This is a genomic window from Pseudomonas sp. MDT2-39-1 (assembly GCF_054898085.1).
Window position 1 is genome coordinate 2,109,673 of sequence record NZ_CM142716.1, and the last position, 14,626, is coordinate 2,124,298.

Annotated in this window: 14 protein-coding genes and 2 tRNA genes; 15 read left to right on the forward strand and 1 reads right to left on the reverse strand. The window is 57.6% G+C overall.

Annotation, left to right across the window (positions count from 1 at the left end):
* Positions 1-175 precede the first annotated feature (175 nt).
* The 8 genes from ACYZTM_RS10190 to ychF all read left to right on the forward strand — a co-directional run bounded on the left by ACYZTM_RS10190 (position 176) and on the right by ychF (position 7,097).
* Positions 176-1,900: a tetratricopeptide repeat protein gene (locus ACYZTM_RS10190; protein ID WP_131059494.1), complete on the forward strand. Its 1,725-nt coding sequence runs from the start codon at positions 176-178 to the stop codon at positions 1,898-1,900.
* 4 nt (positions 1,901-1,904) lie between these two features.
* Positions 1,905-2,522 (forward strand): lipoprotein insertase outer membrane protein LolB, encoded by a 618-nt coding sequence (gene lolB, locus ACYZTM_RS10195; RefSeq protein WP_131059495.1) that lies wholly within the window; start codon positions 1,905-1,907, stop codon positions 2,520-2,522.
* 2 nt (positions 2,523-2,524) lie between these two features.
* Positions 2,525-3,376 (forward strand): 4-(cytidine 5'-diphospho)-2-C-methyl-D-erythritol kinase, encoded by an 852-nt coding sequence (ispE, locus tag ACYZTM_RS10200; RefSeq protein WP_461989123.1) that lies wholly within the window; start codon positions 2,525-2,527, stop codon positions 3,374-3,376.
* A gap of 36 nt (positions 3,377-3,412) precedes the next feature.
* Positions 3,413-3,487: transfer RNA gene (locus ACYZTM_RS10205), tRNA-Gln, on the forward strand.
* Between the two features lie 45 nt (positions 3,488-3,532).
* A complete protein-coding gene (locus ACYZTM_RS10210) occupies positions 3,533-4,474 on the forward strand; it encodes a ribose-phosphate pyrophosphokinase (protein ID WP_003208392.1) in 942 nt (313 codons plus the stop codon).
* A gap of 141 nt (positions 4,475-4,615) precedes the next feature.
* Positions 4,616-5,218 (forward strand): 50S ribosomal protein L25/general stress protein Ctc, encoded by a 603-nt coding sequence (locus tag ACYZTM_RS10215; protein WP_131059496.1) that lies wholly within the window; start codon positions 4,616-4,618, stop codon positions 5,216-5,218.
* A 170-nt stretch (positions 5,219-5,388) separates the two neighbouring features.
* A complete protein-coding gene (gene pth / locus ACYZTM_RS10220; RefSeq protein ID WP_461988465.1) occupies positions 5,389-5,973 on the forward strand; it encodes an aminoacyl-tRNA hydrolase in 585 nt (194 codons plus the stop codon).
* A gap of 23 nt (positions 5,974-5,996) precedes the next feature.
* Entirely contained in the window at positions 5,997-7,097 is a 1,101-nt protein-coding gene (ychF, locus tag ACYZTM_RS10225; RefSeq protein ID WP_461988467.1) for a redox-regulated ATPase YchF, read from the forward strand.
* A 174-nt stretch (positions 7,098-7,271) separates the two neighbouring features.
* Here ychF and ACYZTM_RS10230 read toward each other — a convergent pair whose 3' ends face one another.
* Entirely contained in the window at positions 7,272-8,489 is a 1,218-nt protein-coding gene (locus ACYZTM_RS10230; protein ID WP_461988469.1) for an MFS transporter, read from the reverse strand.
* Positions 8,490-8,822: 333 nt separating this feature from the next.
* Between ACYZTM_RS10230 and ACYZTM_RS10235 the strand changes: the two genes are divergently transcribed.
* From ACYZTM_RS10235 to ACYZTM_RS10265, 7 genes are all read left to right on the forward strand, one after another.
* Entirely contained in the window at positions 8,823-10,880 is a 2,058-nt protein-coding gene (locus ACYZTM_RS10235; RefSeq protein ID WP_461988471.1) for a methyl-accepting chemotaxis protein, read from the forward strand.
* Between the two features lie 116 nt (positions 10,881-10,996).
* Positions 10,997-11,073 (forward strand) — tRNA-Met (locus tag ACYZTM_RS10240).
* 168 nt (positions 11,074-11,241) lie between these two features.
* Entirely contained in the window at positions 11,242-12,474 is a 1,233-nt protein-coding gene (locus ACYZTM_RS10245; RefSeq protein ID WP_461988473.1) for a tyrosine-type recombinase/integrase, read from the forward strand.
* Between the two features lie 179 nt (positions 12,475-12,653).
* Positions 12,654-13,451: a DUF6387 family protein gene (locus tag ACYZTM_RS10250; RefSeq protein WP_461988475.1), complete on the forward strand. Its 798-nt coding sequence runs from the start codon at positions 12,654-12,656 to the stop codon at positions 13,449-13,451.
* A gap of 101 nt (positions 13,452-13,552) precedes the next feature.
* Complete coding sequence (locus tag ACYZTM_RS10255; protein ID WP_461988477.1) at positions 13,553-13,822, forward strand: helix-turn-helix transcriptional regulator; 270 nt, start codon at positions 13,553-13,555, stop codon at positions 13,820-13,822.
* Positions 13,823-14,125 (forward strand): helix-turn-helix domain-containing protein, encoded by a 303-nt coding sequence (locus tag ACYZTM_RS10260; protein WP_461988479.1) that lies wholly within the window; start codon positions 13,823-13,825, stop codon positions 14,123-14,125.
* A 296-nt stretch (positions 14,126-14,421) separates the two neighbouring features.
* Positions 14,422-14,622, forward strand: a complete 201-nt coding sequence (locus ACYZTM_RS10265; RefSeq protein ID WP_461989124.1) for a hypothetical protein — start codon at positions 14,422-14,424, stop codon at positions 14,620-14,622.
* Positions 14,623-14,626 lie beyond the last annotated feature (4 nt).

A 14,626-nucleotide genomic window follows, 5' to 3' on the forward strand; every position in this document is an offset into this window, starting at 1 on the left:
CGCTGATGGTGACGTGAAGCCGGCAATTGTCCTACTTCGACAGAGCCAGAACAACTACCGCTGACTATTGTCCCAATGACCCGCCACTATAAAGGCATCAATCGAGACTCGGTTATGTTTGGCCGAAGGCTTGTGTCATGATGATCCGACCGCAGGTTAGTCGTCCTCTTCCTATATGAATAGATCTTCCGCGTTGCTCCTCGCTTTTGTCTTCCTCAGCGGCTGCCAGGTCTTGGCACCCGTTTCGTCGGACGGTACGCCGCCGGTCGAAGACAGCACTCCGGCCCCTGAAAAACCCAAGGTTTACAGCTCATTCAGCGAAGAAACCGTCTTCAGCCTGTTGAGCGCCGAACTGGCTGGCCAGCGCAATCGTTTTGACATTGCCCTGGACAACTACGTGACCCAGGCCATCAATACCCAGGATCCGGGCATCTCCGAGCGGGCCTTCCGCATCGCCGAGTACCTGGGCGCCGATCAGGCCGCGCTGGATACCGCGTTGATCTGGGCAAAAAACGCCCCGGACGATCTAGAGGCGCAACGTGCGGCTGCCGTGCAGCTGGCTCGCGCCGGTCGTTATGACGACTCCATGGTTTATATGGAGAAAGTCCTGCTCGGCAAGGGCGACACGCATTTCGACTTCCTCGCCCTGTCCGCGGCCGATACCGACCAGGACACGCGCAACGGCTTGATGAAAAGTTTTGACCGCTTATTGCTGCGCCACCCGAACAACAGCCAGTTGATTTTCGGCAAGGCCTTGCTGCTGCAACAGGACGGTGACACCAAAGGCGCGCTGACCCTGCTGGAAGACAATCCACCGGACGACGGCGAAATTGCCCCGATCCTGCTGCGTGCGCGCCTGTTGCAAGGGCTCAACCGTGGCGACGAAGCCTTGCCGCTGCTGCAAAAAAGCATCAAGAAGTACCCGGACGACAAACGCCTGCGCCTGACGTATGCGCGCATGCTGGTTGAACAGGACCGCATGGATGACGCCAAAGTCGAGTTCTCAAGCCTGGTTCAGCAATACCCGGAAGACGACGAACTGCGTTATTCCCTGGCGCTGGTGTGCCTGGAAGCCAAGGCCTGGAACGAGGCCAAGGGTTACCTGGAAGATCTGATTGCCCGGGAGAGCCACGTCGATTCGGCACACCTGAACCTCGGTCGTATCGCTGAAGAGCGCAACGATCCACAAGGCGCGCTGATCGAGTACGCCCAGGTTGGCCCAGGCAATGACTACCTGCCCGCGCAACTGCGCCAGACCGACATCCTGATCAACAACGGCAAGACCGCCGAAGCCCAAAGCCGTCTGGCTACCGAACGCGACGAGCAACCCGATTACGCAATTCAGTTGTACCTGATCGAAGCCGAGACCTTGTCTGCCAATAACCAGCCAGACAAGGCCTGGAAGGTCCTGCAAACCGCGTTGCAAAAATACCCGGACGATCTGAACCTGCTTTACACCCGCGCCATGCAGGCGGAAAAACGCAATGACCTGGCGCAGATGGAAAAAGACCTGCGCCTGATCATCAAGCGCGATCCGGACAATGCGATGGCGTTGAACGCCCTCGGCTACACCCTGTCCGACCGCACGACGCGTTACGCCGAAGCCATGGCCCTGATCGAACAAGCGCACCAGATCAACCCGGAAGACCCGGCGGTACTCGACAGCCTCGGCTGGGTGCACTTCCGCCTGGGCAACCTCGATGAAGCCGAACGCTACCTGCGTCAGGCCCTGGAGCGTTTTCCCGACCAGGAAGTTGCCGCTCACCTGGGCGAAGTCCTGTGGGCCAATGGCAAGCAACGCGAAGCCAAGCAAATCTGGGGCAAGTTCCTCAAGGAACAACCCGACAGCCCAATCCTGCGCAGCACCATCAAGCGCCTGACCGGATCAGAGACTCTTTAAGATTATGTTTTTGCGCCACCTCATTGTTTTCAGCTTCATCGCCCTGCTCGCCGGTTGCGCGGGCTTCGGCGCCCGCGAATCGGTTCAGGGTCAAGGCAACCCGGCCCAATGGCGCGAGTACAAACAACAGCTGACCGGGCTCGATGGCTGGCAGATCAACGGCAAGATCGGTATCCGCGCGCCAAAAGATTCGGGCAGCGGCACGCTGTATTGGTTGCAGCGACAGGACTACTACGACATCCGTCTTTCCGGCCCGTTGGGTCGCGGCGCTGCTCGCTTGACCGGTCGCCCTGGCAAAGTCTCGCTGGAAGTGGCCAATCAGGGCCGTTATGACGCAACGACTCCCGAAGCGCTGGTCGAAGAACAGCTCGGCTGGAAGCTGCCGGTGTCCAATCTGGCCTGGTGGGTTCGCGGACTTCCGGCGCCGGACAGCAAAAGTCGCCTGACCTTGGATGCCGACAGCCGCCTGGCCAATCTGGAACAGGATGGCTGGCAAGTGGAATACCTCAGTTACGCCGAGCAAAACGGCTATTGGCTGCCCGAGCGGATCAAACTGCACGGCACCGACCTTGATGTCACGCTGGTGATCAAGGAATGGCAACCACGCAAACTGGGGCAGTAAACATGACTGCTCCGCGCTTGACGCTGCCCTCCCCGGCCAAACTCAATTTGATGCTGCACATCCTCGGTCGTCGTGAAGACGGTTACCACGAGTTGCAGACCATTTTTCAGTTTCTCGATTACGGCGATGAAATCACCTTCGCGGTGCGCGACGACGGCGTGATTCAACTGCACACCGAATTCGTCGGCGTTCCTCACGACAGCAACCTGATCGTCAAAGCCGCGAAAAAACTTCAGGAGCAATCCGGTTGTTCGCTCGGCATCGACATCTGGATCGAAAAAATTCTGCCCATGGGCGGTGGAATCGGTGGCGGCAGTTCAAATGCCGCGACGACTTTGCTCGGCCTGAATCATCTCTGGCAACTGGATTGGGATGAGGATCGACTGGCCGCGCTGGGCCTGACCCTGGGGGCCGACGTCCCGGTTTTCGTGCGTGGACACGCAGCTTTTGCCGAAGGCGTAGGGGAGAAACTCACCCCTGTAGACCCCGAAGAACCGTGGTATGTCGTGCTGGTGCCGCAAGTCTCTGTAAGTACAGCAGAAATTTTTTCAGATCCGTTGTTGACACGTAACTCTTCTCCCATTAAAGTGCGCCCCGTTCCCAAGGGAAACAGTCGAAATGACTGCTTACCGGTGGTAGCAAGGCGTTATCCAGATGTATGTAACGCATTGAATTTGTTAGGTAAATTTACCGAAGCAAAACTCACAGGAACTGGAAGTTGTGTGTTTGGGGGCTTCCCAAGCAAAGCTGAAGCTGATAAAGTCTCGGCCCTTCTTACAGAGACCCTTACAGGGTTTGTAGCAAAAGGAAGCAACGTTTCGATGTTGCATCGCAAGCTGCAAAGTCTGCTCTAAAGGAACCGATTACTGGGTAATCGTTGCAACAGATACAGGGGCGTCGCCAAGCGGTAAGGCAGCAGGTTTTGATCCTGCCATGCGTTGGTTCGAATCCAGCCGCCCCTGCCATTTTCTATACTCATCCAGGTTACCCTCAGCCTCTAGGTACTGCGCGTGTCCAAGATGATGGTCTTTACGGGGAACGCTAACCCCGATCTGGCTCGGCGTGTCGTACGTCAGCTGCATATCCCTCTCGGTGACATCTCTGTCGGTAAGTTCTCCGACGGCGAAATTACTGCCGAGATCAATGAAAACGTCCGCGGTAAAGATGTCTTCATTATTCAGCCGACTTGCGCTCCGACCAACGATAACCTGATGGAACTGGTAGTGATGGCTGATGCCTTCCGCCGCTCCTCGGCTACTCGTATTACTGCTGTTATTCCTTACTTTGGTTATGCCCGTCAGGATCGCCGTCCGCGCTCCGCACGTGTGGCTATCAGCGCGAAAGTTGTTGCTGACATGCTTACCGTAGTCGGCATCGATCGTGTTCTTACGGTTGATCTGCATGCTGACCAAATCCAGGGTTTCTTCGATATTCCAGTAGATAACATCTACGGCTCCCCGGTTCTGGTGGATGACATTGAAGATCAGCGCTTCGAAAACCTGATGATCGTGTCCCCGGACATTGGTGGCGTCGTGCGTGCACGTGCTGTTGCCAAATCCCTGGGCGTGGATCTCGGGATCATCGACAAACGCCGTGAGAAAGCCAATCACTCTGAAGTGATGCATATCATCGGTGATGTCGAAGGGCGTACCTGTATTCTGGTCGATGACATGGTCGATACCGCCGGCACTCTGTGCCACGCGGCCAAGGCCCTGAAAGAGCATGGCGCTGCCAAGGTTTTCGCCTACTGCACACACCCTGTGCTGTCCGGTCGGGCGATCGAAAACATTGAAAATTCCATGCTGGACGAACTGGTGGTGACTAACACCATCCCGTTGTCAGCTGCTGCTCAAGCCTGTTCGCGTATCCGTCAACTGGATATCGCGCCGGTAGTTGCCGAAGCGGTCCGCCGCATCAGCAATGAAGAATCGATCAGCGCGATGTTCCGTTAAGGGCCCTGCCCTTCTCGACTGTCTCGTTGACGAAAAGCGCCCCGCCCCGGCATTCCTGTCGGGGCGGGGCTTTTTTGCCCATATCGCCTTTAGCGCTGGTCGCAACCGCTGGGGCGAATGTGGTTATTTTGGAGATACAACATGAACGATTTTACTCTGAATGCTGAAGTGCGTTCCGACCTGGGGAAAGGTGCGAGCCGCCGCCTGCGTCGTCTCGCAAGCCTGGTACCAGCTGTAGTTTACGGTGGCGAAAAAGCCCCTGAATCCATCAGCATGCTGGCTAAAGAAGTTGCCAAACTGCTCGAAAACGAAGCGGCCTACAGCCACATCATCGAGCTGAACGTTGGCGGCACCAAGCAAAACGTAATCATCAAAGCCCTGCAGCGTCACCCGGCCAAAGGCCACGTGCTGCACGCCGACTTCGTACGCGTTGTAGCTGGCCAGAAACTGACCGCTATCGTGCCTGTACACTTTGTTGGTGAAGAAGCTCCGATCAAGAAAGGCGGCGAAGTTTCGCACGTTGTTTCGGAAATCGAAGTGACCTGCCTGCCAAAAGACCTGCCTGAATTCATCGAAGTCGACCTGGCTAACGCCGAAATCGGTTCGATCATTCACCTGTCCGACCTCAAAGCCCCTAAAGGCGTTGAGTTTGTTGCTCTGGCACACGGCGATGACAAGGCTGTTGCCAACGTCCACGCTCCACGTGTTGCTCCAGAAGCTACTGAAGAAGGCGCAGCAGAGTAATTCACTCTGCCATGCCGGAGTGACCCGGTAACATCGCGGACTGGAACGTAGCGAGAAAGCGGGCGAGAACGCGGAGTTTACATAATGGTAAATGAGCACTTGTCGTCCACTTTCGCCGCACACACTGATTGCGGCGATGTTATCCACCACTCCAAGGAGGGGCCCCTATCGTGACTGCCATCAAACTGATCGTTGGCCTGGGAAATCCAGGCGCCGAATACGAACAGACCCGGCATAACGCAGGGGCCTTTTTTGTTGAGCGCATCGCGAGCGCACAAGGCGTAAACCTTGTGGCCGATCGCAAATATTTCGGCCTGACCGGGCGCTATTCGCATCAGGGTCAGGATGTTCGTCTGCTGATTCCCACCACGTACATGAACCGCAGCGGCCAGGCCGTCGCGGCACTCGCCGGTTTCTTCCGCATCACGCCTGAAGAAATCCTCGTGGCGCATGACGAACTCGACCTGCCTCCGGGCGTTGCCAAACTCAAACAGGGCGGCGGTCACGGCGGTCACAACGGGTTGCGCGACATCATTGCGCAACTGGGCAATCAGAATACCTTTCACCGCTTGCGGCTTGGCATTGGCCACCCGGGCGTTGCCAGTATGGTTTCAAATTTCGTCCTGGGTCGTGCGCCACGCGCCGAACAGGAAAAACTCGATGCCAGCATCGACTTTGCCCTCGGCGTGCTGCCGGATATCCTCGCCGGTGAATGGAACCGCGCGATGAAAAACCTGCACAGCCAGAAGGCCTGACTCTACTCCTCGGGGAAAACACCATGGGATTCAATTGCGGCATCGTCGGCCTGCCTAACGTCGGCAAGTCCACCCTGTTCAACGCCCTGACCAAATCCGGGATCGCGGCCGAGAACTTCCCCTTCTGCACCATCGAGCCGAACACCGGCATCGTGCCGATGCCGGATTCGCGTCTGGAAGCCCTGGCGGCCATCGTCAATCCAAAGCGCATCCTGCCGACCACCATGGAATTCGTCGACATCGCAGGCCTGGTAGCCGGCGCCTCGAAAGGTGAAGGCCTGGGCAACAAATTCCTCGCCAACATCCGCGAGACCGATGCCATCGCTCACGTGGTCCGCTGCTTCGAAGACGAGAACGTGATTCACGTCTCCAACAGCGTCGACCCGAAACGCGACATCGAAATCATCGACCTGGAACTGATCTTCGCCGACCTCGACAGCTGCGAGAAGCAACTGCAGAAAGTCGCCCGCAACGCCAAAGGTGGTGACAAGGACGCCGTCGTCCAGAAAGGCCTGCTGGAGCAATTGATCGCTCACTTTACCCTCGGCAAGCCTGCGCGCACCCTGATGAAGACCATGGGCGCCGACGATAAAGCGGTGATTCGTGGTTTCCACCTGCTGACCACCAAGCCGGTCATGTACATCGCCAACGTCGCCGAAGACGGTTTCGAGAACAACCCGCTGCTGGACATCGTCAAGGCCATCGCCGAAGAAGAAGGCGCCATGGTGGTTCCGGTCTGCAACAAGATCGAAGCCGAAATTGCCGAGCTGGATGACGGCGAAGAGAAGGACATGTTCCTCGAAGCCCTGGGCCTTGAAGAGCCAGGCCTGAACCGCGTAATTCGCGCTGGCTACGAAATGCTGCACTTGCAGACCTACTTCACCGCCGGTGTCGAAGAAGTCCGCGCCTGGACCGTCCGCGTCGGTGCTACCGCGCCACAAGCCGCTGGCGTGATCCACACCGACTTCGAAAAAGGCTTCATCCGCGCCGAAGTCATCGCCTATGACGACTTCATCCAGTACAAGGGCGAAGCCGGCACCAAAGAAGCCGGTAAATGGCGTCTGGAAGGCAAGGAATATATCGTTAAAGACGGCGACGTGATGCACTTCCGTTTCAACGTCTGAGTTTTTCAGGACGAAGCAGCCGCCCAAGAAAAAGCCGCGTTTGATACGCGGCTTTTTTGTGCCTGAAATCCGGGCAATACCTAATCCTGTAGGAGCGAGGCTTGCCCGCGAAGGCGTCATCACCGGCTCAAGAAGCTTCGCGGGCAAGCCTCGCTCCTACAGGGTCGGCGGTGTTCAGGGCTTTTGGGTTCTTGGCAAGAAGATCGCCAGTACACCTAACAAAGGCAGGAACGAGCAAAGGAAGTACACGTATTCGATGCCGTGAATATCGGCCAAATGCCCGAGCAACGCCGCGCCAATCCCGCCAAAACCGAACATCAAGCCGAAGAACACCCCGGCAATCATCCCGACATTCCCCGGCACCAACTCCTGGGCATAAACCACGATGGCCGAGAACGCCGACGCGAGGATGAAGCCAATCACCACGCTGAGAATGCTGGTCCAGAACAGGTCAACGTGAGGCAGGATCAGCGTGAACGGCGCAACGCCAAGGATCGAAAACCAGATCACCGCCTTACGCCCGATCCTGTCGCCGATCGGTCCGCCGAAGAACGTCCCCGCTGCCACCGCGCCCAGGAACAGGAACAGATGCAGCTGCGAACTGGCCACCGACAGGTCGAACTTCTCGATCAGGTAGAAGGTGAAGTAGCTGGTGAAGCTCGCCATGTAGAAATACTTGGAGAACACCAGCAGCCCGAGCACCACCAGCGCACTGATGACCCGGCGTTTTGACAGGCCGTGCGTCGCCGCCTGACCCTGCTTGAGCTTGAACAGGTTCAAGTGGTTGGCGTACCAGCGGCTGATCCGATAGAGCACGAACAGCGCAAACACGGCAAACAATCCAAACCACGCCACATGGCCCTGACCGAAGGGAATGATGATCGCTGCCGCCAGCAATGGACCAAAGGCTGAACCGGCATTACCGCCGACCTGAAAGGTCGATTGCGCCAGGCCGAATCGCCCGCCCGAGGCCAACCGCGCAATACGAGAAGCTTCCGGGTGAAAGGTCGAGGAGCCGATGCCGATCAACCCCGCCGCCAGCAGGATCAACGGGAAAGTGCCCACCACCGACATCATCAAAATGCCGATCAGCGTGCAGACCGTTCCCGCTGGAAGCAGCCAGGGTTTGGGATGGCGGTCGGTGTGGTAACCGACCCATGGCTGCAACAATGACGCGGTCAGCTGGAAGGTCAGGGTGATTAATCCTACCTGGGTAAACGTCAGGTCATAGTTGGCCTTGAGCATTGGATAAATCGACGGCAGCACCGACTGAATCAGGTCATTGATCAAATGCGCCAGCGCCACCGCGCCGATGATGCGCATGACCAGCGGGCTGCTTTGTGGAGTCGCGAGTGCCGACGTCGCGCCGGTCGATGCGTTACTGATAGCCATGATAATTTTCCGTACAGCAGATGGGTGCACACGGGCAGGTGGGTCAATGTGCCATTTTTCAGTGCAGCAGCGCCATCCCCTTAGCCTGCTAACGACCTCGACATTCATCGCCCAGAAGGTGATAGCGCAACGCCATGGTCTGAATCTTGCCTTGTTAATCCGCTTCAACGCGGCCCCTTACAAAGGGGACCGAGAATGGGAAGTTTCGCCACAGAGTCGGCCTACAGAGCTGACAAAGGTAAACTTTCGAGGCCTTTTAAAGGGGCACAAGTCGCGGTCGCAAAGACCTCGACGCACGCCAATGGTGCGTGGTGTCCAGAGGAGTCATGGGGCATGCAGGCTTTTTTATCACCGGGGATCGGATTGCTGGGGCGTTTTGGCTTCGCACGCAAATTTCAGTTGTTGTTTCTGCTGTTTATCCTGCCGCTGGCGGGCAGCCTGTTGATGATCGGTCAGGACTATCGCGCCAAACTGAACCTGATCTCCGGCGAACGTGCCGGCGTACGTCAACTGCTCGCCCTGGATGCGCTCGATAACCTGCTCGCCGCCCAACGTGACCGCGCTGCCCGTTGGCGTGCAACGGAAACCAATCGCCAGCCAACACCGGCGACCCTTGCCGCGATGGCCGCGTTCGATGCGGTACAACCCGCCGTCGCCCAAGCCACCTCGGACCTCGGCAATGCGCTGAAAACCGAAGGTGCCGAGGGCGAAACCCTGACCCGTTACCAGGCCCTGCAAACCGCTCTTAACGGCCTGGACTCGAAAAGCCTGAGCAGCGTCGGTTGGTGGCCGGATGGCTACGATCGTTTCACCAACGCCTTGAGTGCGTTGCAAGCCTTGCGCGAGCAGATCGCCATGGACAATCGCCTGACGCTCGCGCCCTGGCTGGAAACGTATCTGCTGACGCAGATTTCCACGCAACACGCGCCGGACCTGATTGAACGGGTCGGCCGCCTGGCCAGTGTCGGCCAGGCGTCGGTGGTGTCCGGGCAGTTCACCCTGCAAAGCCGTCTGCAATTGCGCGACTTGCGCAGCCGTATCGGCGATGCCCGGGAACAGTTGGTGAAAACTGCCAGCCTTCTGGAAGCACGCCTGCCCAGCGCCTTGCAAAGCTGGGCCGGGCAATACCACGACAGCCTCAAGCATCTGGACGCCGAACTGAAAGTCCTCGACGACGGTGTTTTCGGCGGCAGCATCAAGCTCAAACCGGAAGAGTTCGAACGCAGTCTGGACGCCCTGCTCACCGACCTTGCCTCGCTGCGCCAGCAGTCATTGGTTTCGCTGGATCAGCGCCTGGATTACTACCACGGCTCGGCAATCCGCCAGTTCATTCTGGTGGCGACGATCTTTGGCTGCCTGCTCTTGGCCGCGCTGTACCTGTTCATCTGCTTGCAGGCCTCGATCCGTCGCAGCGCCAGCGGCATCACCTTGCTGGCCGAAGCGTTGCGCGACGGCAACCTCAGCCTGCAAGTGCCGGTGCAGGGGCGCGACGAACTGGCGGCCATCAGCACCGCCCTGAATGTCGCCGTGGTGCAACTGCGCAACAGCTTGCTGGGGGTTGATCACGAAACCTTGCAAGTGAGCAATGCGGTGCGCACCCTCAACCATCATTCCAGCGGCGCCTTGGGCGAAGTTGAAGCGCAGCAATTGCAGATCAGCCAGATCGCCGCCGCCGCCACGCAATTGGCGGCGACCTCGCAAGGGGTCGCCCAGAGTTGTGAACAGGCGTCCGGCAGCGCTCAACACACCCAACGGATTGCGGCCGACAGCAGTCGCGACAGCCAGCGCACCACGGCGAGCATTCAACAGCTCAACCAACGTTTGAACGACACGGCGGCAGCCCTCGGGCGGGTCAGCGAACAAGGCCAGCAGATTCAATTGGTGGTCGACACCATTCGCGGCGTGGCCGAGCAGACCAACCTGTTGGCACTCAACGCGGCGATCGAGGCGGCTCGCGCTGGCGAACAGGGTCGTGGCTTTGCAGTCGTGGCGGATGAAGTGCGCAGCCTCTCGCAACGCACCCAGTCCTCCACAGCGCAGATCGCCGGCACTGTCGACAGCCTGCGCAGCACCGTGAATGAGGCGGTCAGCCTGATGGAAGCGGCCTGTAGCCAGGCACAAAGTGATGCCCAGTCAGTCACCGGCCTGGGTGAGCGCCTTGGCGAAATTGCCCACGCGGTACAAGGTGTGACCGATACCCTGGCGCAAATCGCCACGGCAGTAGAGGAACAAGCCAGTACCGCCGATGAAGTCAGCGGCAACATCCAGCAGGTCGATCAGGCAGCGGTAAGATTGCTCGAAGGTGCGCGGGCGGTGAACCTGGCGGCGGACACCTTGAGCCAGGGCAGCAAGGCATTGAGTGCCAATACCGGGAGATTTCAGCTCAGTTGACGCCCTCCCCTGGTCCGATATTTCGGCTCAGGTGGATAAGCGGTTGAAAGCGTAGAGAAATATTTTAGATTTACGCTTGACGCATCTGCATTACCGGTGAATAATGCGCGCCACTTGGCTACATAGCTCAGTTGGTTAGAGCATAGCATTCATAATGCTGGGGTCCGGGGTTCAAGTCCCTGTGTAGCCACCAAGTACCTGTTTATAGATGTCTACAGCAGTCTATAAACAACCTCAAGAAGCCCGCCTAGTGCGGGCTTTCTTGTTTCTGGCTATATCTCCTTGTCTACCCCTATCTCTTTCCTCCGTGTATCCCCCTGTGTATCCTTGCTAAAAATCTGAACCGAAGGGATACAAGGAAATGAAGCGTTCCGACATCAAGCGCCGCCCCTTATCAGACACCACCCTTTTGGGCCTGGAACCTGACGCCAAGGAGTATCGCGAGCTAGATGCCGGTGGCCTGTATTTCAGGGTAAAGCCTGACGGTCAGAAGTCCTGGCAACTGCGTTACAAGAAACCTGACGGCAAATGGTCTTGGCTCGGTCTCGGAGGTTATCCGCAAGTCAGCGGCGCCATGGCCAGAATCAAAGCTGCAGAGCTTCGCGCAGATGCCGCCGAAGGGAAGAACCCAATGGCGACAAAGCAGGCACGCAAAGCTGCCGAGGTAAAGGCCGCGAACGACACGTTTGAAGCCTTGGCCCGCGAATGGCACACATCACGCCTCAGCGGCTGGGACGAGGGAACCGCCAAGCGCGTCATGGGCGCCCTGGAGCGTCACGTCTTCCCTGAATTTGGGAAACGCCAATACACCGGCATCCTGTCGATGGAATGGATGGGGCTTCTGCGAGGCCTCGAAAAGCAGGGCATCTTGGAGCAGATGAGTCGGGTACGCGCTTACTGCAAGGACATTTACGATCTGGCTCGTGTCACCGGTCGCGCCGTAAACAACCCTTTGGATGGCGTTCACAAGTTCCTCGCGTCTGGCAAAGCCGAGAACTACGCCCACGTATCGACTGAAGATCTGCCCGCCCTTCTGCGCGCCATCCACTCATACCCTCACGCGCAAGACGTACAACTCGGACTGCGCCTGCTAACCCTGCTTGCCGTGCGACCTAGCGAGCTGCGAGAAGCCCAATGGTCGGAGTTCGACTTTGATAGGAAACTCTGGACGATACCGGTCGAACGCAAAGGGCGGAAAAAAGGCCTTGAGCACCTGGTACCGCTTTGTAGCCAAGCCATCGAGTTGCTGAGCGACCTACGCAAGCTGACCGGCGCCTATCCACTGCTGTTCCCTGGACGAAGTGATCGCACCAAGCCACGCAGCGATACCGTATTCCTCATGGCGCTTCGTCGATTGGGCTACGAAGGGCGCCAAACCGGCCACGGCTTCCGACATATCGCCAGCACCATCTTGAACGAACACGGTTTTGTCGCCGACCACGTAGAGGCTCAGCTCAGCCACAAGGCGCCAGGCGTTCGCGGCATCTACAACAAGGCTCAGTACCTGGAGCAGCGCACCACCATGATGCAATGGTATGCAGACCATCTGGACATCTTGGCCAAGGGCAATGTCGTTTCGATCAAGAGGGCCTAATGCTGGCCTTCCATTGTGCGCGTAGAGAGATATAGACTGACGCCATCACTGTCCGGATAGACAGTATTCGCACAGATAATAAGTTTTGGCTGGCTAAGTCGACGGAGCGAGAAGCGGACTTTTCACCCGCCTTACCGGCCAGTCTATTTCAGTACAGGGAGCCGTCTGGGAGGGCGAGTATGGAAAAGATTGAGCGAGTAGAAGATTTGCCAGAGTGGTTCGGCCTAGATAAATATCGTGGGTGTGAAAACTTTGACGTGAATGAGTGGTACCGGCAATTGCTGGAGCGTCAGAGCCTCTTCGAGGCATGCGTATGCCTAATTGACCCTGATTCAACTGATAAGGGGTGTTACGACTGGTACGAGGAGGCTATTGAAGAATTCAGAGAGGCGCCGCTAAAGCTATCTCCATCGCTTTCCGACATTGAATGTAAACACCTGCCCATCAGATCGCTGCGCGCTTATGATTTGCACATAACGGCCAGCGAGGAAATGCACAGGCAGGGCTCAAAAACGACTCACCCTGTTGATTACACCATCCTTTTCAAAGACTCATGGCAATCCGAAATAGAAGTTCTAGTTACCGGCTCGCCGTACCTCCAGCCGGCAATAGTTGTGGATCTAGGGGCCAATGATTCAACCCTGAAAGCCGCCTTTGCTGCATGGTTGTCCGACACCCGGAAGCGCTCCCCAGGGTTTTCGCCGAGCCGAAGCAAGCCCAACTGGCGGCGATGGGCGCGCTATGGCTTATTGCCCTACATAGACCTATGGATATGGAGCATGGAAACAGAAACCCATATCCCAGATCGCGTAATGTCGTCAGCAATAAGCAACTATGACGTGGGTGAAGAGAACTTGCGAAAAACCATAGCGCCTCTCGCAATCGAATTAATGTCTGATCTCTCAGCGCTTCAATCCTTGGTGGCGCTACAGACAGCCCAGGCAATTTCGGCCAATGCTGAATCTTTTGGCGAGTAAAAATTTCCGGAAGTTTTCGACCACCTAAACTCGGATCGAAAGCCCTCTCCTATCTCCATAACCTGTATCCCGCCATCTACAACAATCACGGGATACAGAGTATGCACACCACCCCAGCTCATATGCATCCAGCCACTGCGAACATTCGCCAGTTCGACCCGGCTACCATCATCATCCGCATCAGCGAACTGTCGGCAATCACCGGCTACGCCCGCCCTACCATCTACAAGCGCCTTAAAGACGATCCGACCTTCCCGCGCCCTGTGCCGCTGAGCGATAGCAAGTCGCGCGGGGCACCTGTCGGCTGGATTTTGGCTGAGGCCCAAACCTGGGTGCGCCAGCGCATCGCCCTGCGTGGTGAGGCCGCATAAATGACAGACAAAAAAATGGCCGACCAACAGGCCAGCCACGAAAATACTCGCGTAGAGAATACCAGCGGAACAGCTCAGCGCGCTCGTCTATTGGAGCGCCTGCAAGCTGGTCCTATAGACACTTTTACAGCCATCCGCGACCTGAACATTGTCCGACCTGGAGCACGCATCAACGAGCTGCGCGACTTGGGCCACAAGATCCTTACCCACCGCCTCACTCTTACGGACGATCAAGGCCGCAAGCACCGCGGCATGGCTCTGTACTACCTCAGCAGCAATCCTCCTGTCGAGGTGGCAGCATGACCACTCAATCACTCCAGACCGTTGCCAAGCTCGCCCATCGGCGCTATGGTTCACCGGTCGCTGCAAATTCAGCGAACGACCTTGGCGGGTCGAACGACTTCAGGCGCAACAGCGCCGCCATTACGATTGCAGGCGCTTTTTTTGTGCCCGCATTCCCGTGTTATGGCGGGTTGCGCAGGAGCACCTTCGGGTGCGCCGGGTTCCTGAATCACCGGTCCGCCAATCTTGCGCAACTCGCCACCCTTCTCTGCTTGGCGGCAGGCCGTGGTGGCTCTCATGATTCGGGAGCTACATCAATGAAACACCTCCTCAGCCTCAATCCGTCCAAAATTCGTGCCGCCGCGCACCGTGCTATGGCAATGGCCGCGCTTCATGCCGACAGTTCGGTATCAGTTCGTCTGCGCCGCTACAACGCCCACATGGCGAAAGTACGCTTTCTTGAATCTGCCGTACTCGACGACAAGTACCCGGCCCGCGCAATTCAGCAAAAGGCGTAACCCA